The 22,243-nt window shown below is 34.0% G+C and carries 21 protein-coding genes; 15 read left to right on the top strand and 6 right to left on the bottom strand.

The genetic code is table 11. From position 1 onward, the window contains the following. Positions 1-158: 158 nt before the first annotated feature. The 3 genes from AC3EA5_RS15850 to AC3EA5_RS15840 form a co-directional block, all read right to left on the bottom strand. Positions 159-800 carry a DUF3885 domain-containing protein gene (locus tag AC3EA5_RS15850; RefSeq protein ID WP_488609218.1) on the bottom strand — a complete coding sequence of 214 codons (642 nt, stop codon included), beginning with the start codon at positions 798-800 and terminating at the stop codon, positions 159-161. A gap of 232 nt (positions 801-1,032) precedes the next feature. Then, positions 1,033-2,019 carry an ABC transporter permease gene (locus AC3EA5_RS15845; protein WP_488609217.1) on the bottom strand — a complete coding sequence of 329 codons (987 nt, stop codon included), beginning with the start codon at positions 2,017-2,019 and terminating at the stop codon, positions 1,033-1,035. Between the two features lie 72 nt (positions 2,020-2,091). Beyond that, positions 2,092-2,958: an ABC transporter permease subunit gene (locus AC3EA5_RS15840; RefSeq protein WP_488609216.1), complete on the bottom strand. Its 867-nt coding sequence runs from the start codon at positions 2,956-2,958 to the stop codon at positions 2,092-2,094. 489 nt (positions 2,959-3,447) lie between these two features. Here AC3EA5_RS15840 and AC3EA5_RS15835 point away from each other — a divergent pair, with 489 nt between their 5' ends. The 7 genes from AC3EA5_RS15835 (at position 3,448) to AC3EA5_RS15805 (ending at position 10,448) form a co-directional block, all read left to right on the top strand. After that, positions 3,448-4,323: an ABC transporter ATP-binding protein gene (locus tag AC3EA5_RS15835; RefSeq protein ID WP_488609215.1), complete on the top strand. Its 876-nt coding sequence runs from the start codon at positions 3,448-3,450 to the stop codon at positions 4,321-4,323. 383 nt (positions 4,324-4,706) lie between these two features. Then, positions 4,707-6,437, top strand: coding sequence for a hypothetical protein (locus AC3EA5_RS15830; protein ID WP_488609214.1), 1,731 nt, complete (start codon positions 4,707-4,709; stop codon positions 6,435-6,437). Between the two features lie 694 nt (positions 6,438-7,131). Beyond that, positions 7,132-7,683, top strand: a complete 552-nt coding sequence (locus AC3EA5_RS15825) for an RNA polymerase sigma factor (protein WP_488609213.1) — start codon at positions 7,132-7,134, stop codon at positions 7,681-7,683. Beyond that, entirely contained in the window at positions 7,676-8,479 is an 804-nt protein-coding gene (locus AC3EA5_RS15820) for a hypothetical protein (protein ID WP_488609212.1), read from the top strand. Before AC3EA5_RS15825 ends, AC3EA5_RS15820 begins: the two co-directional genes overlap by 8 nt. Continuing rightward, on the top strand, positions 8,476-9,222 hold the full coding sequence (locus tag AC3EA5_RS15815) for an ATP-binding cassette domain-containing protein (RefSeq protein WP_488609211.1): 747 nt from the start codon (positions 8,476-8,478) through the stop codon (positions 9,220-9,222). The genes AC3EA5_RS15820 and AC3EA5_RS15815 overlap by 4 nt, the downstream gene beginning before the upstream one ends. Before the next feature lie 330 nt (positions 9,223-9,552). Then, the gene (locus tag AC3EA5_RS15810) at positions 9,553-10,248 is read left to right on the top strand and encodes a tyrosine-type recombinase/integrase (RefSeq protein WP_488609210.1); all 696 of its coding nucleotides are present in this window, start codon (positions 9,553-9,555) and stop codon (positions 10,246-10,248) included. Further along, positions 10,245-10,448, top strand: coding sequence for a hypothetical protein (locus tag AC3EA5_RS15805; protein WP_488609209.1), 204 nt, complete (start codon positions 10,245-10,247; stop codon positions 10,446-10,448). The genes AC3EA5_RS15810 and AC3EA5_RS15805 overlap by 4 nt, the downstream gene beginning before the upstream one ends. Positions 10,449-10,722: 274 nt before the next feature. Here the strand turns inward: AC3EA5_RS15805 and AC3EA5_RS15800 are convergent, their stop codons facing one another. Next, positions 10,723-12,414: a M3 family oligoendopeptidase gene (locus tag AC3EA5_RS15800; protein ID WP_488609208.1), complete on the bottom strand. Its 1,692-nt coding sequence runs from the start codon at positions 12,412-12,414 to the stop codon at positions 10,723-10,725. 332 nt (positions 12,415-12,746) lie between these two features. Here AC3EA5_RS15800 and AC3EA5_RS15795 point away from each other — a divergent pair, with 332 nt between their 5' ends. From AC3EA5_RS15795 to AC3EA5_RS15770, 6 genes are all read left to right on the top strand, one after another. Further along, the gene (locus tag AC3EA5_RS15795; RefSeq protein WP_488609207.1) at positions 12,747-12,869 is read left to right on the top strand and encodes an XtrA/YqaO family protein; all 123 of its coding nucleotides are present in this window, start codon (positions 12,747-12,749) and stop codon (positions 12,867-12,869) included. Next, positions 12,866-13,549: a hypothetical protein gene (locus AC3EA5_RS15790; protein ID WP_488609206.1), complete on the top strand. Its 684-nt coding sequence runs from the start codon at positions 12,866-12,868 to the stop codon at positions 13,547-13,549. The genes AC3EA5_RS15795 and AC3EA5_RS15790 overlap by 4 nt, the downstream gene beginning before the upstream one ends. Next, the gene (locus AC3EA5_RS15785) at positions 13,546-13,707 is read left to right on the top strand and encodes a hypothetical protein (protein ID WP_488609205.1); all 162 of its coding nucleotides are present in this window, start codon (positions 13,546-13,548) and stop codon (positions 13,705-13,707) included. Before AC3EA5_RS15790 ends, AC3EA5_RS15785 begins: the two co-directional genes overlap by 4 nt. Before the next feature lie 54 nt (positions 13,708-13,761). After that, complete coding sequence (locus tag AC3EA5_RS15780; protein WP_488609204.1) at positions 13,762-16,179, top strand: AAA family ATPase; 2,418 nt, start codon at positions 13,762-13,764, stop codon at positions 16,177-16,179. 414 nt (positions 16,180-16,593) lie between these two features. Next, entirely contained in the window at positions 16,594-17,859 is a 1,266-nt protein-coding gene (locus AC3EA5_RS15775; RefSeq protein ID WP_488609203.1) for a hypothetical protein, read from the top strand. A 133-nt stretch (positions 17,860-17,992) separates the two neighbouring features. Then, positions 17,993-18,427, top strand: coding sequence for a hypothetical protein (locus AC3EA5_RS15770; RefSeq protein ID WP_488609202.1), 435 nt, complete (start codon positions 17,993-17,995; stop codon positions 18,425-18,427). A 132-nt stretch (positions 18,428-18,559) separates the two neighbouring features. Here the strand turns inward: AC3EA5_RS15770 and AC3EA5_RS15765 are convergent, their stop codons facing one another. Continuing rightward, positions 18,560-19,114 carry a recombinase family protein gene (locus tag AC3EA5_RS15765; protein WP_488609201.1) on the bottom strand — a complete coding sequence of 185 codons (555 nt, stop codon included), beginning with the start codon at positions 19,112-19,114 and terminating at the stop codon, positions 18,560-18,562. A 541-nt stretch (positions 19,115-19,655) separates the two neighbouring features. Next, positions 19,656-20,066 (bottom strand): Lrp/AsnC family transcriptional regulator, encoded by a 411-nt coding sequence (locus tag AC3EA5_RS15760; protein WP_488609200.1) that lies wholly within the window; start codon positions 20,064-20,066, stop codon positions 19,656-19,658. 117 nt (positions 20,067-20,183) lie between these two features. Between AC3EA5_RS15760 and AC3EA5_RS15755 the strand changes: the two genes are divergently transcribed. Both AC3EA5_RS15755 and AC3EA5_RS15750 read left to right on the top strand, forming a co-directional pair. Further along, complete coding sequence (locus tag AC3EA5_RS15755; protein WP_488609199.1) at positions 20,184-20,942, top strand: MBL fold metallo-hydrolase; 759 nt, start codon at positions 20,184-20,186, stop codon at positions 20,940-20,942. Between the two features lie 42 nt (positions 20,943-20,984). Beyond that, positions 20,985-22,190, top strand: a complete 1,206-nt coding sequence (locus tag AC3EA5_RS15750; RefSeq protein ID WP_488609198.1) for an MFS transporter — start codon at positions 20,985-20,987, stop codon at positions 22,188-22,190. Positions 22,191-22,243: the final 53 nt, after the last annotated feature.

The following is a 22,243-nucleotide window of genomic DNA, read 5'->3' as shown; positions in this document are numbered from 1 at the left end:
AGGGGGTGGACAGTTTAGTTGACGGGATCTTGTCCCACGCACCCGTACGTCCTACCCTGGTTACTGATATATTAAATCCTATTAAAAAAAGGTCAACCAGTAAAAACTGGTTAACCTTATAATACGAAGCACCCGTTAGTTGAACAAGGAGACGTACTTTATTTGAATACCTCGTTTATTTCATTTCTGTCGTAATCCAATATCCAATCATTGTATTTGTCATAAATATCTCTTATTGTTTCGGGCGAGGTCGCCAACAGATCACAACCTCTATCATCATACACATGAAAAATGGTCTCTTTTTTAATATTGATGAAAAAAACATCATGATAAATCTTAGGTTTAATTCCCATATCTTGATTGCAAATTGCTTTTAACAAAGGAATATATTTAATATCCGATGTTTTACATTTAAGAATAAATCTATGCGTCTGGTACTTACCATCCTCATCATCCTCGGGGAAAACATAAGGTAGTGTCGTGTGCTTCAACTTTTTCAAAACAGACTTATCCTGTACGTTTTTAGAGAAGATGTTCAATTTACGATTGAACGTTGCATTATCTCTAAAATCATTCACATTTGCTACCACAAAAATCTCATCTTCTTGAAGATGTAAAGTCTTAAACAAAGTGATAGCCCTTTTGTAAACTCCTCTAAGATAAGGACTGTTTTCGTAACAATAGTCACTATCATAATCCACGCCTAAATTGAACCGAATACCAATGTCCCAGCTATAAAACAAGGCTGGTCTAAGTTCTAAGTTCGGGAAATTCTCATTCATAAAGTTGTTTAATTCCATTTTTGCACCTCGTTAATTTGTTTCATAAAACTGTTCTTATTGAACTAACCTGCCCCGTTAGTTGAACAAGAACCTGAATGATCAGCCGTAAAACTTCGATTATACTTACTCAACCGAATTGTATCACGTACACATCCTAGGTTGACATAACACCCGAATGAGGAAGTAGTTAACTTCAGTACCCAAAAAGAAAAGCTGTCATGAAAGGTAGCCGAAGGCAGGTCAATTATTTTTATTCTCTACTAATTAAATTAACTCTTTGAAATGGGTTATCAGTTTTGATAGAGTCAATTTCTGTTCGTTTCTCAGAAGGTTCTCTGATACTGTCTATAGCTGTTAATACATTAGTGAGACCTTCCATCATCCCTTTAACGGATAATATTAAAATTGATAAGAAAAGTATCGGGATGAAGGATATCCAAGGATAAGATGTCCATAGAAAATCCCACCACATTCCAAGCAATCCAGCCCATTCGTTTGAAGTAGAAATTGCTTTAGTTTGTCCGAACAAATCTTCTCTCCTGACATACCCACCTACGAACAATCCTAATACAGCTAAATGTGACATAAGAATTAGCGTTTGAATAAAATCTCTCAGAAAAATGATTGTCAATTGAGGAACTAAAAAGGGTTTAATGTGTTTTGTAACAATCCTCCAATTACTAGCACCAATCGTCCTTGAACTTTCGATAAACTCCTTGTTATAAATGGTTTTTACTTCATTCGCTATTAATATCGAATTTGTTGGAATGTAAAGAAATGCCAACACGACGAAGTATAATATAACCCTTTCCCCATAAGGAAGAGGCTCAGGTCCTTCGACCTGGACTCCATCAACTACAAACATACCCGTATCTTGAAAGAGAATCACATTCAGAAGGAAAAATGCAAACAACGTCATTGGGAAATAATTGAAAGCGTCTACCATTGATTTAATGGGTCTCTCTAATTTCTTTAGAAAAAAATGAATAAATAATCCAATCCATATTGAAGGGAAAACTCGTAGGAACGTAATGATTAAAGCTGCTATAATCGTATATTTCACACCTACTACCATCACAATAAATAAGTCTCTTCCAAAGCTATCTGTTCCGAAAGGAGGAGAGTTCTTAAAATTATAAGGTGCCGGTAAAGGTTTTCCGGTAGGATCATAAAGTAAAGGTGACGTAGGAATTTGATCATTAAAGATTAGAAAGTAAAGAATGCTGACTAAAAACATTCCTCCACTGATTATGAAACCAGTTAGAAACAACCTATCTAATAGGAGTCTTTTTAAAATGTACACTTTATTTCACCATTCCAATCTTTGCCCCGTTTGTCTCTCTATTAAGTTGGTAATAAGAGCGTATAAAATAAAGACAGGTAAGAAAAACATAATTAACGTGAACGCAATGACGTTCGGATATGGGTAACTAGTTATAAATGTAAAGATTCCATAAATGTTGAATAGCTTCTCAAAAATCACCATAGAAGATAATAAGTACAGTACAATCGTTTTACTATGACTAAAAATACTATGTGTAATATTTCTCAACACGTGAGAGAAAAAAATATAGGTTTTGTCATATCCTTTACTTCTGGCTAACTCTACGTATGATTTTTTCCATTCCTCGTTTACTAAATGAAGGTTAATCCTATAAATCATAAAGGACGGAATCAATGCCAAAGTTATGATAGGCAAGAAAAATGTATTGTTTTGTGAAGAGCCAGCTACCGGAAATAATAAGGTTCCTGTTTGCTTAAAATAATAAAGTACAGAAAATTGAATGACCATAATAATGAATAGATCAGGCAATGATTCTAGCAATGAAACAATTTTGGATACTATATCATTTACTTTTTGTGGTAACAATATTGTTACGTAAGTGATTAATATACCTATGATAATAGAAATACTTAAAGCAGAAAGGAAAATAATAAGGGAGTACAAGTAGTAATCCCAAAAATTCAAGAAAATAGAATACTCATGTTTTGTTGGCCCTAAAACTACCAGGTTTTCGGGGAAAATTAGGGATTTAATAATATGAATTACATTTTTTGTGAACAAAGTGAAGTCCATTTGAATTCCCCTCGTAAACAACCCTACAAAAGCACTTAGGAGAATGATACCAATTACTACATAAAAAAAACGTGTTAATACACTTAAAATGGAACTCATAATAATCCCAATCCTCCATCTTTTCACTGAAAGTTAAATATTTACAATTTAACATAAGATTACCATTAAAATTATTACTTTAACAGCTAGTTAAGTGTATTTTCGGAAAGTCCTGATAACCACAATCAATTTAATTTAATTCTATTTGACAATCTCTACGCAAACTATCGATTCAATCCCTGAACTGGGTTGTATATCACATACACCGTAGGTTGACATAACACATCGACTCGGAAGTGTTTTTTACTAATTGTGTTGAAACTCTTTCAACCAATTAGTTAGGATATTAGGAGATTGTCATACCTAATGATTTTTGAAGTAAGTGCTTCTGTTGGAACTGGTTGAAAGCTTGATAACCGTTTTTGCAATAATCACGTATAGTATTTTGTTGCATTCATTTTATTAGAAAAAAATTACTTTTTAAAATGAAACAATTTTCCACTCTCAATCGTGTAAATGCAAGACGCAAGATTAGGAGAGACAGCCATAATGTATACAGTAGATATAAAGGGACTAAATAAGTCGTATAGAAAATATCAAGCATTAAAAGATGTTAGTCTTCAAATTGAACCTGGATTATTTGGACTGCTTGGACCCAATGGTGCAGGAAAAACAACTTTAATGAAAATTTTAAGCACAATTTTACATACGAAAGAAGGGGAAATATCAATTTATGGGTTTGATTATAAAAAAGATGCGGATAGCATTCGGCAATTACTTGGCTATCTCCCACAAAATTTTCAAACCCCCTTACATTTTACGGGAAAAGAGCTATTACATTACGTAGCTACTATGAAAGGTATTTTAGATAATACAGAAAGAACGAAACAAGTTGACCAAGTATTACATGGAGTAAACCTAGTACAACACGCAAATAAGAAAATAAAGTCCTACTCAGGTGGAATGAAAAGAAGACTTGGTATAGCTCAAGCATTATTAGGTAATCCCAAGCTTATCATTTTGGATGAGCCGACTGCCGGTCTTGATCCTTCCGAAAGAATCAGGTTTCGAAATTTAATTGAAAAGTTGAGCAAGGAGTCTACTATCATTTTATCTACTCATATTATCAGTGATATCGAGTCTATTTGTGAAAAGGTAGCCGTCTTAAATAATGGTGAAGTTCATTTTCAAGGTTCTATTGAGCAATTAGCACAAATAGCCAAAAATTATATTTGGGAGTTTCAAGTACATATTTCCGACTATGACATTGTGGAGAGAGACCATGTAATTATTGGTAGTAAGAGGGAAGAGGATTCAGTGGTTTTCAGGGTAATATCAAAAGATAAACCTCACCACATTGCTAAACTTGTTAAACCAACACTTGAAGATGGATACATGGCTATATTAAATGGAGTGTTAAAATGAATGTAATAAAGCTCGTGTTTAAGAACGAAATGACATTATTATATCGAAACAAGTTTTTAATTATTCCATTGGTGATTATTTTCATTAGTTTTTTTGCAATCATTATTAAATACGAAATGGAGATATTTAACTTTAACACGAGAGGTGAATCATTTTTTAATGCTTTCCAATGGATTTTGTTAGTAAATCTTCTCTTTCTAGGTTTGTTTGCCACCTATTTTGGGGGCAAGGATCGAGAAATGGGATTCGGAAATTTAATTGTAACTTACAAAATTAAAAACTCTCACTGGTTAGTAGGGAAGTGGTTAGTGGTCCAATTTTATGGGGCATGTTTCACGTTCATCACGTTAATAATCCAAATCATTTGGTTCGTAAGTGGTGGCATGAATTTTAATGAATTACCTAAAAACATTTTATATACATTATTTCAAATGGAAGGTTCTATCTTTTTAACAATCTCATTTGGTTTTCTAGCAGGAACATTAATACAAAATATAATTTCATACTTATTAATGCCTGTTATTTTAGGATGGATGGCATATATACAGCTTAGTGTCGATGAAGTGAATCCTCGATGGAGGCTTTTATTAAGTTATGATGCTTTGCATACTAACTCTGCATATAAAGGCATCTGGGGGATCCAACGTGTATTGGAAAGTGTTATCTTTCACCAAGTCGGGATTCTATTACTAGCCTTAATTATATTGCTTGCTACTATTCTTATATATCATCCTAAACGTAGCACGAAAAAAGAAAAAATCATTGTTGCTGCAATTTTGGTGGTCATTAGTATACCTGCTCTAATTATTAGTGAACAACAGTATAAGCAATATAACTCAGCATATAAAAGCTTTCTTGATACAGGAAAATACTATTTATTGCCGATAGATGAAGATGATACTACTTTTTATAAAAATGCACAAGATCAAATTAAAAGTAATTTTTCAATGGAATTCACTGACTTAGTTATTACTTTTATTCAAGAAGATTCACTATCTGTAATAAGTGATTTAACAGTACGTAATAATAGTGAGGAAGCTCAAAAAGAATTTTATGTCACTTTACATCATGGATTAAAAGTAACGGATTGTTATAGTGAGAAGGAGGTTACTTGCACAAGAGAGAATGATTATTTGAAAATAAATGTAAAGACTGAAATTCAACCGGAACAAGAATTAAAGTTAAAACTAAATTATAAAGGAAATATCAAGCAATTCCGTAATGACACTTTAGAAAAACAGTCTTTTATCAATGAAAATGGAATTTACTTACCTAAAGAAGCTGGCTGGTATCCCCTCATAGGAAAGAGGAAGTTAGCGATAAGTCAATCACATAATAATATATATTCAAACTTTGAAATTAGGAATGGGAAAATGGTTGAGGATAACCCAACTGAGTTTTCAATAGAAATAGTTGACACTTACGATATCCCAATTGCTATTACAATTCCTAAAGTAGAGAATGGAAAATATAAAGGACTATCACAATATGGTTTATCTGTCATGGGAGGGAATTTAAGTGAAAAGGAAGTTGGTTCAGTTCGGGTGATTAGTCATCCAGATGTTCTTAATAGTGCTTCACATACTGTTACCTTATTTCTTGATAAATGGAAAGCTACAGAGAAATGGCTGGGAGTACCTGTTGTTCCAAAGGTCATATATATCATTGATTCAGACCTAGCAAACCTTACTCAACAAAATACGGATTTTATAGTATGGGACAGTTATGTATTAGCAAATATTAATAGAGACAACTCATTGATGGCCTATTATACAGCTTCTACACTAGTAGAAGAATTCAATATGGGTTTTGATTACAATGATTTGAATTTATTGAGAGATGTTTTGGTGTGGGAATTGCAAAAACATTTCAATATTGAGTCGGAATTTAAAAGTTTTCAGGAGAAAATTAATGATACAAATCCATATATGTCTCCAAAAGATAAAAATACGATTAATTTAATCGATCAGTATGAACAAAAAGGAGAAGAAGATTTAAGTATTCTCGTTAAATATCTTTATTTACAATATAGTAAAACGGATGAAAAATTGAAATTCGATCTTAAAGAATCAATAAAAAAATATGAAAAAGAAGTGAGGGACCACAGTCAATGAGTGGACTACAAACTAGGCAGCGTATTTGGCTCAAGCTTTGGTTTACCTCAATCCATTCCATTTGCCTAATGTTAATGGTCCCTTTGGGGATTTATATTATTAATATGTTTCAGTTGGATAGTATTAGGTCTTATTCAAGTTTGTTTTATGAAAAGTTTGCTGTGATTTGGTACGTTTTTATTTTACACTGGTGTTTTTCTATTGATTTTGATACGAAATTCCACGTTCAATTAATAACATATCATTTAAAGAGATGGAAAATAATTTGTGAAAGAATACTTTTTGCATCACTAGTCTTTTATAGTTCATTAATTATTATCACGATAACACATAAGTTTTTTTTATTTGAACTTTCCTGGATAAGTTTAATTTTTTCAATTCCTGTATACGTTGGAATCACTGGTGTTATGGTCTTATCTACGGTTATAGGAAATCATTCACTAGGCGGTTTGTTTGTGGGACTTATATTATGGATTATCTCACTTAATGGTGGGGGGCTTTTAATCTACTTGAATCCCGTCCTACTTGAGTTTCCAAATGTTTATAATTTAGTAGTCTATAGTAATTTAACTGGCTCAAATAATAATTGGATACTTTACAATAGATTATTTTATTTTTCTCTTGGAATATTACTAACTGCATACTCTTTGATATATTTTCATCGAAAATCTTTTTAAGTTAGGAGGGTAACTGAATGGAAGATGAAGAATATATGAAGCAACTTTCATACGGTAATGACTCGGCATTTGACCCTCTTGTATTCCGTTATCATAAATCTCTATATGGTTATGTGTACCGTTTAACACTTGATGAAAAATTAGCTGAAGACATTGTACAAGAAACATTGATTAAAATATATAATGAAGGGAAAAAAGGGCATGTCCCTGATATGTTCAAACCTTGGATATATAAAATAGCTACAAACTTATGTAAAGACTACTGGAAAAAGGGTTCTACTCAAAAAGAGAAGTTAACTGACGTCATAATAGATGAAAATGTACCAATCCAAAATATTATTAATTTACAAATGGAACGTAAATGGATGCTAGAAGCATTAAGTAAATTAAAAATTGAGTATAGGACTGTTTTATACTTACGATTCTATCAAGATCTAAAGTATTCTGAAATCGCACTGGCATTAGACTTGTCAATTAATACGGTAAAGTCACGAATCACCCGTGGATTAAAGCATCTAGAAGTTATTTTGAAATTAGATGCTCGGAAAGGGGTCGAGGGTAATGAGTGAGGATGAAAAATTGGCTCAAATGGAAAAGAAGTGGGAAAATAATTTCGAACGCTTTACAACCCCGATACCTACCGTTGAGCAGACATTTGAATTAATTAACAAAATAAGAGAAAAAATTGAATTGCAGCCGATTGATATAAGAGAAGAGCTCGAAGTACAACAAGGAAAACAATCAATTCGAGAACGAATCACTAATTTGTTTTTATCACAATGGAATTTTTATGGTTCTCGCAGCTGGCTGTATACCGGGTTAGTAATGCTATTTCTCTGTTTAACAATCAATCAGAATGCCGAAAATGCTATAAGTGGATATATACATTGGATAAAATGGGGAACTTTATTCGTGATTTTGTTTATTGCCTATGCTTTTCGCACAAAAGATGAAGGCAATTATATTATTGAAAAGCTAAGTTATTATTCACTAATTCATCAAATGTTTGCACGGTTTACAATTGTAATGGGAGTTCAATTTTTAATTTCATTGCCACTAAGTTATTTTGTACTTGGAAATTCAAGTTCTATACTGTTAGTATTCACCTCATTTTCAACAATGTTCTTTTTCGGTGTCACTGGTTTTATAAGTATTTTCTGGTTTGGTCATAAAATTGGATCTTTAATTACTCTAATGGTTTGGATGATTCAATTAATATTTGAAAGTAAATTAAACATTGCTTACTTGTTTCAGGCACCAAGTAGTGACACATTCATTTACATGCACATCTTTACAATCATATTATCTTTTCTTCTGTTAAGTAGCACATTAACAAAAACTAGAATGGAGAGATATTTCTTATGAGCTTCAGAATTAGTGTGAATGAAGTAGAGTATTCCTTGGGAAAAGAAAAATTATCAGTAAACCTGGGTTCATGCTTTTTCACTTCAGGAATCACTTATGTAGTAGGACTTAATGGGTCGGGAAAGAGTACACTACTAAAACTAATTTCAACAGCAATAAAACCTAAAAAAGGTGTTATTGCTTACACTAGAATGATACATGATAATCATCAAGGTACTTTCAGAAAACAGCTTGAGGATGTGGAAGTTAGAAGAGTAATAGGTTATTTACCTCAGGACTTCAAAGGTCTTTCATCAATGACTATTCAAAGATATTTGAAATATATTGCCTACCATAAAGGAATTCCATATCTGCTTGTAAAGCCACGAGTAAATGATTGGTTGAAGAACACTAACTTATATAGTATACGTAATAAAAAGTTGGGTAGTTTAAGAGGAGGGCAGCTTCAAAAAGTGGGTCTAATCCAAGCAATAATAAATGATCCACGTATTTGTATTTTAGATGAACCTTTTGTTGGGTTAGATAACGAAGAAAAGTTATTTTTTTTACGGAAAATCGAGCGGTTATCATTTAATAGCATTGTATTAATAAGTACACATTTACTTGAGGAAATTGACCAATCTCAATCAGAAAACAGCCTTTTATATGTTGAAGAGGGTAAAATATCACTACATGCGGGTATGGATATCATTGACAAGATATTGGAACGGATGACAAAGAACTCTTTCAAACGGATGCTTTAGTTGAAGAACCGGCTGCCTTTACAAGGCGGCTTTTCTTACGATTAGTCAAGTATCTTAGAAACTTTTTTCATATATTATTTCAAGTGGATTGATACTTTCTTATGGCTTTTCTTTTTTTCACAAGGCTAGAAGAAGATAATCTTTTGTTAAGACTGTACTAGGGACCTATATTGGATCGAAGGTAATCACTTCCTCATCCGGATGTGAATTTCTCCAGTAAGATAGGTTAAGACAATAAAGATTTTTAAAAAAACGAGTGCTATTATGACCTGGTTAAAGACTATTTCTTCTTATTCTTGCTTATAACTGCAAAGAAAAGGAGTGGATTTATTGTCTAGTTATGATGACATCATTCGTTTAGAAATAGTAGATATTAGAGTACGGCATACGAAAAGGAAAGTACATGTGGAACAAAAGAACAACGAGATTCCCAAACAGTATGCAGGCGATATTCGTCGGTATCTTGACTTCTGCGTAAAGTCGGATCAACCCGATGGAACGGAAGCGATGCTCGATTATTTATATGACTCGCTTATGGAGCAAAAGGTGAAAAAAACGACGTGGGAGCGTCGTCTGGCAGCCATCAAAAAGCATTTAGCAGTCATACATAGAATTGATTTCAAAAAGGAAACAGAAGTGACAAGTGAGCTATCGGCGATGAGAAGAATTTACGGGGAGGAAGGCAATGCTCATTTAATTAGAGTACAAGGGAAATCCTCCGTCGACAAAGCTGAGTTACTAGAAATGATTCTCAAACTACCTACGAGGGAAAAAGCCATTTGTCTGGTGAATCTCATCACAGCCAATCGTCCGAATGAGATGGTCGGTATGAAAATAAAGGACTTTAATCTTGAGGGACGAACAGTAGATGTATATTTAATGAAGCAAAAACAGTGGCACACGAAACGATTAACACTAGAAACAGGGAAGGTGGTAAAGAAATATATCAAAGAATATCAACTAAACCTGAAGACTATTTTGTGGGAAGAGTATATAGAGGTGGACGATATGAGAGTGTCGAAATGACTGAGACGGGCTATTGGAAATCGTTGCAGCGATGGACAGGATTGACGGGTTACAATTTTCGTAAGAGCCAAGTTGTTGCCATGCATGAGGCTGGTGCAGATCTATCGACGATTGCTAAACAGACGGGGCATAAGTCGCTGGAAACGTTGGTTGAGCATTACCTAAGTGTTTCAGATTCTACTGTTGAAAAATATTTATGAGTAAGCAAAAAAGAGTTGCCCATAGTTCTTTTAACGCTAAAAGTTCCCTATGGAGTTGGTTTAAAGTGATTTTCTTGAAACAGAAAAGACTCTGAATCTTTTCAAATTATCGCCGGCATCTCTTCATTGAGTTGGAAAAAGTATCAATAGAAAAGATGCTGTCCAAGGACTTTTTAACGAGGGATGCTTGATTAGGAGAGTGAAAGAATCGACACCAGTTGCTACAAAAAGCAAGTAGCCGAAGATGCAATTTCGGCTACCCATAGACTTGCTATTAAAATGAACGATCATCTATCTGATATATCCATCTTTTAACCTTTTCAAGAAGCCTCTCCATGCTTCCTTCTTCAAAAGGAGACTCCAGATTTGCGCTCTTCAAAAGCTCAGGGTATGGGAGCCGTCCACCTTGTTTGTTCATTTCCAGAAAGCTGTCCCAAGTAGATTTCGGATCATCTTGCAATTTAATCCATAGCTGGACAGCCGCAAAATGGGCTAAATCATAATCCATGTAATAGAAAGGGGAAGTGAACAGATGCCCAATTTCATAAAACCCTGTACCTTCCTCTAAAAGTGCATTGCCATCATAGTCGCGATCCGGCAAGTACTCGTGCTCCAGCTCTCTCCACTTTTGCTTTCGAACTTGCATGGTGGCTGTAGGGAATTCATACAGGAAATGCTCGAATTCATCAACGACTGATACAAAGGGCATATAAATAAACGCTTCGGTCAGGTTGGAAAACTGGTACTTTTGCGTATCTTCTCCAAAAAATCGTTCCATCCAAGACCAGACAAACCGTTCCATCGTGAATGAAAATACTTCACAGGAATCATATGGAATAATGTACTCATGGATATTCGAGTGGCGACTCATATAAAACTGAAATGCATGGCCCGTCTCATGTGCAAAAACCCTGACATCATTGGATGTGCCGTTGAAATTCGCGAAAATAAATGAATCAATTTTTTTTCCACTATACGACGCGAAAGCCCCGCCCATTTTGTTTGTACGGGATTCCACGTCCACATTCCCTTTTTCCATCATTTCATCAAAAAATGCACTTGTTTCAGGGGACAGCTCACGGAAAATTTCCCGATAAACTTCTAAGATTTCCTCATGTGTTCCTTTAGGCGCCGGCGCACCGTTATTGAAGAAATAGCTCTCATCATAATACTTCAGTTTGGACACGCCAATACGGTTCATCTGCTTCTTTCTAAGTTCTGAAATGAATTGCACCCCGTGTTGTTTCACTTGTTTGCGGTATTTAACGAGATCGTTGGTCGTATGTCCGGTTCTATGCATTCGGTCATAGCCGAGCCCCACAAAAGATGAATAGCCCAACGTTTTCGCGATTCGGTTACGTGTCTTTACCAGATTATCAAGGATTCGTTCAAAATCGTTTGCATGCTGTTTAAAGTAGCCCGATTTTGCTTCAAAGGCAGCTTTTCGAACCTCGCGATCAGGTGAGCCCAGATATGGAGCCAAGGAACTTAATTTTAGCTCATTTCCATTGAAAGGAATGACCGCTTTTCCCAACAGCTGTTGATACTCGAATACAAGTCGATTTTCCTTTTGGATATCTTCTTTCACTTCATCAGAATAGGTTTTCTGCATAATATCTGCTATTTTAAATAGCTGTTTGCCCCACCGGTTCTCAAGCTGTTCCCTAAATTTCGCTTTCAAAAGCTCTTGGTAGTATGCCCCAGTCATCCATAGCTTGCACGGCTCGATTTCTTTAAAAAAGCCATGATGTTTATTGTATTCATCATTTGCTGTATCTCCAAAGTAAAGAATCCTCGCTTCATTTTCTGACGCTTGATAAGCAAGACGATGACGGTTCAGCTTTTGGAATTGGTTATTTTGCTCTTCAAAAGAAGCTGCATTTATAAAGTCCTTCAACATTTTTTCAAAGTCTTTTTCATATTGGTCAATATCCAAGATGGGTTCCTTTTGTTTGATAGTATTCATTTTTCTCCCCCTAATCATAAGTTACTTTAAAGAGTAATATTATTTACTTTTAAATGCAACATTAAATACTCTGAAAAGTAAATAATTACGCCGAAGCGCAAAAAAATCATAGAGGGTTTTGTTAATTAATTTACAAAATTGAATTTATTATCGTTGTTAACTTAGTAACAATCAAGCGATTTCAATCTTTTCTAACTAACGGGTTTAGTTGTAAATTGGAAGTAAGACGGAAAGGTCCGAGATGAGAAGGTAAGAAACTATGAGAAAGGGTAATTTAAATATATTTCCAAGTATTACTAAATATTGATATAATAGAACTACCTATTAGCAGTGTGGTTATTATCTCAGAAGTCAAGGCGAAGTTGTCGGAAATGTCGACTTCTGCAAAGACGAAGATAACTACGCACCAAGGAAAATTTTCTCGGATTAAGTGGGATGAGGGGGAAGCTATTTGATAAAAAAAAGGTACCAATATTTGGTGGCAAATATTCTTTTATTAATTTATACGGTATATAAAATGTTAGATTTATATTTGAAAAATGAAAATATAAAAGAATCGATTTTGTCATTTTTTGCAGTGATTTTACTATTTAATTTAATTTTACTCATTATAGATTTTTCATTTAATAAGTTCTTCAGTTGGTATGATAAACACTCGGCAGAAAAATATAACTTTTACCAATGGATGGGTGATCCTCACCCACCAATAAAGTTTTATGAAGAATTTTCAAGTATTAAAATATTTGAGCATGATAAGTTTGTACATAATTGTAATCGAATTAAAGAAAAAATACTGCGGGACTTGCCTGAGATAAGTGACTTGAAAGGTTTTAGAACTTTTCTTGAACTTAAGTCAGCTAGTCCTCGACTATCATCTCTCTTAAGTTCATTTCAAACAATTTTAATTGCTGTAATTACCTCATCACTTATTACTGCATTAAATTTTACCAAATGGAGTGAAGTGAAGATTTTTCTTAGTTATATTTTATTCCTGACTTTTTTTGTTGGATTAATGAAGACAATTGACTTTATTAGTAAAGCTATCGATAGAGATAAACTTTTATTGGTATTGGTTAATGAATGTATTCAGGAAAAAGAAAATCAAGTAGTTGTGGATGGGGAGAGAAATCTATGACTAAGAAGGATTGGATGGATGTAATAAGAACAATTCAAGATCAACCAGACGTTATGGATTACATTAGTTTTGGAATGGCAATTTTGTCTACAGTAGCAATAATAGCTACCGGATATTTTACATTATTGGCTACTAAAGTTTCTATAATAAAAAAATAACTGGATTTTCGATTTATTTATAAGTGGTAAAAACTTTAGAGGTGGGTGATTGACATGATTCGTAAAGTAAATATAGCAAATTTCGGAACATATAAAAATTTCATTTGGGACGAGCATTTGATAGATGATTATCCATACAAATCAAATAAAATAAAAGAAAGTTTAAAACATAACGGTTTAAGTGCTCGTAATGTTATTTTCGGTAGAAACTACTCTGGAAAGACGACACTTTCAAGAATTTTTCGTTCATTGCAATTAGGGAATATACATAATGATTATAATGAATCAGAGTATGAATTTGTATTAGATGGTGGTACAAAAATATTAAGTAACCAGTTACTCGAATCCCCACATATTAGTGTCTATAATAGCGATTTCAGAAAGGAACACCTTGCATTCTTTTATAACGAGGATGAAAATATCTCCCCTTTTGCTATTATCGGCACTCAAAATATCGAACTTACTACTGAAATTCGGACTATTGAAAGAGATATTGAACAACTAACTAAAATTATTGAAGGTGATAATCTCCATGTAGGACAACTTAAGGAATATGAATGTATTAAGAGTGAGTTATTAGGGAAAATTAAACTCCTTAATCTTCATTTAACTGAAACTGCAGGTAAAATTAAACTTGATTATAAAGCCTTTAAAGCAGATACAAATATGAGAATATATGATAAACGCCGATTAGAACAAGAAATACCTCAAGCAGAAGCATTAGATGATGTTCAAATTAATGAATTAAATGCTTTTTTACTTGAAGAAAGCAAAAAAGAATTACCGAAAATTAGTATTCCTAATGTAAATATTCATTATTTAGTGGATGCAGCAAACGAATTATTAAAACGTCAATTAACGCCAAGTAAAGCTTTAGAATCTCTAATAATTAAAGAACAAGATAAGTCTTGGATTCAACAGGGACATCATTTACATGAAAATGAATCAGAATGTAAATTTTGTGGAAATGAACTTAAAACTGAACGAATGCAACAGCTCAATCAAATATTTAATGATCAAACAAAAAAATATGAACAAGAACTTGCAAATAATTTATTGAGTTTAATGCAAGCACAAAGGCAATTAGATGAATATAAATTAGCTTTCGAATCCAATGCAATATATAATCAATTTCAATTACAATTTAATGAAGTTAACAAAAATTTTAATCAAACACTAAGAGATATTAAACTCCTTCTTTCACACATATCAATAAGTATTCAAGAAAAAAAGAATAATTTATATTCTTTAGAAACATTTTCATCTTTTGAGGATGTATATAGTCATTCATTATTAGAAATAGAGAAATCATTTAATGAAATTATTAAAGAAAACAATAAAGTAACAAGTGAATATGAGTTAAAACAGAGATATGCTCGTGAGTCCATTCGCTTTCACATAATCAATGAAGAATTAAATAGAATAAATTATTCTTCATTAAAATTAGATCTTCAAAGTCTACAGGAGAGATACGAATATGCAGAAGACATATTAGAAACTAATCAAGAGCAACTAAAAAAATTTAAAGAATGGAAGCAGAGAAAAGAAGACATGATGAGTAACGAGGAAAATGCAATCCAAGTAATTAATTATTATTTAAGTCGAATGAGGGATTCTAATGACTTAGAACTTCATTATGATCGAAGTGATACACACGGACATTTTCAAGTATATCGAAATAATCAATTAGCAAAAAATTTAAGCGAAGGTGAGCAAACGATTATTGCGTTTTGTTATTTTCTAGCTCAATTATCTAATCTTACTGCAGAGCAAAGAGAGCAACAAATTGTTTTTATCGACGATCCAATGTCCAGCTTGGATTCCAATCATACATTTTATATTTTTAGTTTAATCGATGTTGAAATTTCTCAAAAAGAGTATTTGCAACTAATTATCTCTACACATAGTTTAGATTTCTTAAAATATATGCATAGATTAAAAGGACCGACAACAAACGAAAAATATATTTTAAGACAATTTATCTTGGATAGACAATCAATTAGTTCAAGTGAAACCACTTCTATTATTAAAGTTATGCCTGCATATTTAAGGGAATATACTTCAGAGTTTATATATCTATTCCATCAAATTTATCGAGTAGCTAAAGAAGAACAAAACGACAGTAACTATCATGTATTTTATAACTTCCCTAATAGTTGCAGAAAATTCTTGGAATCCTATTTATTTTTCCAATGGCCAGATTGCAGTTTAAATAATGACCAACGGACTAGTAAGTTTTTCTCTGAATCTGGTGTAACAATTTCGTTTATTGGGAGAATTAATAATGAGTTTTCGCATTTAGAAAACAACCCGGACAGAGCATTTAATCCTATTGATATTCCTGAATTTAAAAATAATGCTCTTACTGTCCTTTCAACAATAAAACTGCGTAATGAAGAGCAGTATGAATCCTTTCTAAGTAGCTTAGATTTAGAAGATATAATATTAGGGGAAGAAGCTGTGGGAGTATGAATCATATTTTTCAAATAAGACAGTAGACCCCAAACGATAGAGGAAGCAATTTAATTTAAGTATACTAAGTTTTTTTGAGGAGGTTATAATGCATACACAAATTAAACAAGGTAGTAATGGGGTTTATATTGATACTCGAGCATTTAAACTTAAATTAATTGAATAGTATTTTCGGAAGAAGTTGATAAAATTCTCGACCTGTTATTCAAAATGGAAAAACGAGTTTAGACTTATGGTAATAGCAAGCAAATTGACCAAGAGTATTTACAACATATATATTATTTAGATGGAGTACCAGGAGTACCAGAATACGAATGGGAACAGAGAATTGAGGAATTTGAAGAAAAATCATTAAATTTTAGCATTATCGAAGGAATTTTTGTCTCCACAGTGGGAATTATCGGAGGATTAAATTTGAATATAAACAGTTATTTAGAATGCGAAGTATGTACTAATAAAATTCACTTAAAGATTTATGCTGGATATGTAACATTTAATCCTTTCAGTTATTACTGTCCTGAATGCGGCATCACTATAGAAGGCCATATTGTGTTAAATCCATCTAATGGAAGGATTGAGGAAAAGCGTCTAAGTAACGCTAAAGAGATTCCTAACGGGAGCAAAATGAGCCACCTTCTACAAGTATCAAGCGATTTTTTTACCGACAAGATTACATATTATAACCCAAAAGATCCGAGATTGTACTTTTCGCCTTTTATGATCAACATGATGAAACATGGTGGAGAAATTGCAGAAGCAAAACGCCACTTTGCTAGTGCATTTACCCAGAATGTTCAAGATTTCCAAATCAGTCTTAGAATTTGGCAATTGTATAAAAACCAGAAAACACAGTATCTAAACGCTCAATTAATAAAATATAAATATGTGCCACCAGTTGTACTAGGTCAGGTACTTAAAGTTGATCATAATGATATAATCTTAAAAGTTTTATATGAACCATTTAAGTTACTATTGAGGAAAAACGGATTCGATAAAGAGATTCTTGATTTACAGAAAGAATTAAAGAGAATAAAAAACAAGCACCCTGAAGAAGTAGTACAATTGCGACTTGAGTTCTTAGGTTTGATTAGTGACTTGGAGAATAGTCTGGTACATCTACTTGGTAACTTTATCGAGTACTATAAATTCATCTTTCCTATTGTCTTATCTTCATCATTCAAAACTGATGATATAAATGAAATTAAATATAAACAGGGAATATTAACAACAGATTTTGAACGTCTGAAAAACTATTATGTTGATGCCTATGAAATATTATGTGCAGGGTTAGCTGGCTTCGTTGGATTGCAAAATATCAAATTACGGGGAGACAGAAATGCTTTCCATGAAGAATATCGGAAATCTGCGAACAAAATTCACACTTTTGTAGATTTTATACATAAAGCAAATAATAAAGGAAATAGAGTAAAATATTTCGCAGAAGAGAACATATTCGAAAAGTACTTTGATATTGTTGGTGTTTTAAACAATGGAATTAGAAACAGTATTGGCCATTACTCATATAGCTATGACACAGATCAGCAATTAATTACTTTTAAAGATAAGAGTGTAGACTTAACTCTATATCTAATAGAATTTAGTGAAATACTTTATAAAACATTCTATGGAACACTAGTTTCTTTAGAGATTTTCAATTTTATAAAGACCTGCAATAAATAAAAAGTCAGTTTCACCTGTCCTCAAAGAGCAAATAAGAGTTTAAGTTAATAAGGGGGATATTATTCTGGATTTTACTAAAGCAATTATTACAAATGCTGCTTTCCTTGCTGTTTTCAGTTTGATAGTAGGCTATATGTTTAACCGTGGCTTACAAAAACAAAAAGGAAGAATAGATAAAGAGTTAGAACAGTTAAAAATTGAAATTCAATTAGAAATTTCAAAAGAACAAGAGAGATTAAACCAAAAAAGAAATGTTTATATTAATTTAATCAATTCCATGGCTGTATTTATTGGTAATAGAGTAGCTGAGAATGAACGTGGAGAAATGCAAGCAAATTTCCTAAAAGCTTATGATGCTTCTTGGTTATGGGCTAGTGATGATGTGTTACTCGCATTATCGAAGTATATGGAGTTTAAATCTACTCAACTGGTTGGTCAATTAGAAGTATCAAGTTTACAAGCAATGGAAAAAAGTCACTTTTCAGCATGCGTCTTAGCCATGAGGAAAGATATTGGATTTCATGACTCTAATCTTACTCAAGAGCATTATCAATTTATTAATTTTTAATTTTACGGTAAATATCGATTTTAAGACGTGGTTAATAGATTTTATACAAAGAGAAAAACCCAACAATTTTTATGGTTGGGTTTTTAGTTTTTACGGAGTTTCTTCTATTATATAGTTACAACAACATTCAGATCACTTGCGTTCCAAATAGCGATAAATGGTTGTTCGAGAAACACCCCATTTTTCCGCCACATCTTTAATTGGTGTGCCTCCATCAATAAGAGCCATCATCATTTCAATATCTTTCAATCCATATTTCTCTGGTCGTCCACCAAGACGCCCCCGTGCCTTTGCCGCCACTCTTCCTGCAGCAGAACGTTCTTGAATAAGATTTCGCTCAAACTCGGCAAATGCCGCAAAGAGATGAAACATCAGCTGGCCGGTAGCATTGCTGCGATCCATAGTTATATTCTCTTGAAGACTGTGAAACCCAATGCCTTGTTCATTTAAGTTATTGACTAGGTCAATCAAGTCTTGCATGTTTCTGCCTAGTCGATCTAACCGCCATACAACAATGGTATCCCCTTGACGTGCATATTGGAGGGCTTCATCTAATCCAGGACGTTGCTTTTTTGATCCACTCATCTTATCGTGAAAAATTTTCGTACATCCATATTGAGTAAGTGCATCTGTTTGCAAGTCCAAGTTTTGTAAACCGGTTGACACTCGAGCATATCCAATTAACACACACATCCCTCATTTCCATTTTAATCCTGCATTAATTGTAACATAAGAACAGCGATTCATGGTTATTGAACATAGAATAATGGTCAGGGTTTTGTTACGCGTTATTGAATCAAATTGATATCTATGAGATTCAATAGTGTCGTGTTCAGAAAAGGACGAGTTTTGGAACATAGATGGCAGATGTGCAATCTGAAAAAGAATCGGTAAAAGTGTAAAGTATACTTCAACTGATCCTTATAGAATAATTAAAAAAGAGCACGCAATTAAGTGATAATTTCAGAATATTAATTGATCGTAATAATATTCTTAGGGTTGTTCTAATTCGCCTTACAAAAAAGCCTTGGATTCTTGGTATCAGAAAACCAAAGAGACAACTTAAAAAGGGGAAATGAGTCTTTGAAGTTAGTCAGTTTACATATCTTCAGTTATGGAAAGTTGCAGTATGTAAACAGCAGTACAGTTTTTATCAGTGAATTAAAAGAGCCAAGTATAATGACACTTTCTAAAAGTGCTCAATATGCTTGGCTCTTTGCAAGAAGCTCTATTTATTAATAACTATTGATAGTTTGTAGTTCACATGCTCATTTAACTTAACTAGAAATTCATCCAGTTTTTCGTTGGATGGAAATTTACATTCAAGAAGATAGCAGCTATCCCCGCTGATCTTATAGTTGTTAATGACATATTGCTCCTGTGTTTTCAGGAAAGCCAGATAAGGCTGGTGATGGGTGCTTTTGGTAAAGATGCTGATCATGGCGTGAACAAAATACCCCATCTTTACTTGGTTGATATTGATGGTATAGCCCTCAATAATTCCGCTGTTTTCTAATTTTTCCACCCGAGCCGAAGTGGCGGGGCCGCTTAAATGAATTTTCCCCCCCAATTCTTTCATTGTGATGCGGCTGTTCTTGGAGAGTTCATCTAAAATCTGAAGATCCGTGTTGTCCAACATTTTTTCAAATCCTTTCATTAATAAAGTAAAACGGCAAAAAGACTTTATCTAAGCTCTGTATTCGCGGCATATTCAGGATGTATACTGGGTTCACATCAAACAAAAGGAGCTGTATACATGAATATCCATCATATCCGAAATGCTACGCTGGTTGTAGAATATGCCGGCAAAAAGTTTTTAATTGACCCGTTTTTAGCAGAGAAGGGGACGTATCCCCCTTTCCCGAATTCAGCCAGACAAGACCAGAAAAATCCGTTGGTTAATTTGCCAGTATCTATTGAAGATATTATCGATGTAGATGCAGTCATTGTCACTCATTTACACTTGGATCACTGGGATGATGCTGCAAAAGAGGCTTTGCCAAAAGACATCAAACTGTTCACTCAAAACGGAGAAGATGCGAAAGAAATTCAAAGCGCCGGTTTCCGAAATGTGGAGGTCCTGCAGGAAGATACCGTCTTTGAAGGCATTCAACTGTTCCAAACAAAAGGAGAACACGGTAGAGGCGGAATTCTGAAACTTACAGGTCTCGTATGCGGTGTGGTCTTCAAGCACGAAGACGAAAAAACCCTATATGTAGCTGGAGATACGGTGTGGTATGAAGTTGTTCAGGAAGTGATCGAGACACATAAACCGGAAGTCATTGTTGTAAACGCGGGAGACAATCAATTCCAGGAAGGCGGCTCTCTTGTCATGGGGAGAGAAGATGTTTATGCAGTGCACGAGGCTGCCCCGAATGCGAAAATCATAGCTGTTCATATGGAAGCGGTCAATCACTGGGGATTATCTAGAGAAGAATTGAAAAGCTTCGCGGATGAAAAGGGCTTCTCTTCCCAAGTTTTCGTGCCAGCAGACGGTGAGTCCTACAGGTTTTAAGGTGAAAGGTGAACCATGGCATTAGGGAGAGGAGGTTAAATAGTGAAGCAAATAAAACCGGAATTGTGGACAAAAGATTTTATCATTCTTTCCTTAGTCAATTTTTTCTTGATCCTAATATACCTTTTATTAAATGCAACAATCGCTCTTTATGCTCTAAGAGAATTTAATGCATCTACCGGGCAGGCAAGTCTAGTAGTTGGTGTTTTCATCATCGGTGCATTGACTGGTCGGTTGCTTACCGGGGGAATCGTTAATAGAATCGAATACAAACGAATATTAGTTATCGGACTTGTCTTCTTTACGGTAACTATGCTCTTGTACTTTGTAGATTATGGGCTTACCTTTTTAATTATTAGCCGATTTTTGAACGGCATTGCCATGGGTATAGCAACTACCGTAATTGGTACGATTGTTGTTCTCACGATACCGGAATCACAAAGAGGGGAAGGAATTGGCTACTTTGCTGTCAGTACAGCATTGGCTACCGGACTTGGTCCGTTCATTGGCCTTTATATGACTCAGCAGTCCGGATTTGAGATGATTTTTATCTTCTGCCTTCTGTTAGGGATTGTCAGTATGGTAACCGGTTTCTTCGTTAATGTGCCCATAGTGAAAACAGCAGAAATGAAACATGAAAACAAGGGGTTTAAGCTTTCCAACTTCATCGAGCCAAAAGCACTTCCCATCAGTTTTATTGTCCTCACGATGACCTTCTGCTTCTCAAGTGTTCTTTCATATATAAATCTATATGCTATAGAGCTGGATTTGGTGGATGCAGCCAGCTTTTTCTTTATTGTCTATACAATTAGCGTCTTGGTATCGCGACCGTTCACCGGCCGATTGATGGACAGTATAGGGGCAAATTATGTTATGTATCCGGCTTTTTTTGTTTTCGGTGCTGGAATGCTTCTCCTCAGTACAGCAAATAGCGCTGTACCTTTCTTAATGGCAGGTGCTTTGATTGGACTTGGTTTCGGGAATATTTCTTCCATCAGCCAGACAATAGCAGTGACAGTAGTTGCACCTCATCGTATGGGGCTCGCTACTGCCACTTTCTTCATCTTTTTTGATATCGGAAATGGATTTGGCCCTTCTCTTCTGGGGCTTGTGATACCAGTAACCGGCTATCCTACTATGTATGCGATTTTGGGAATCGCAGTTATTTCGATGTCTTTCCTCTATTACTTGCTGTATGGCAAAAAAGAAAGAGTAGACCGTATGCGCTTGATGGATAAAATAACATGAACCTGAACCTGGCAAATAGAGCAGTTGTAAATATGGAAGAATGGATTTGCAGT

Source organism: Paenisporosarcina sp. (assembly GCF_057785155.1).
The sequence above is the reverse complement of the archived record's forward strand: the minus strand, read 5'-3'. Positions and strand labels throughout refer to the sequence as shown.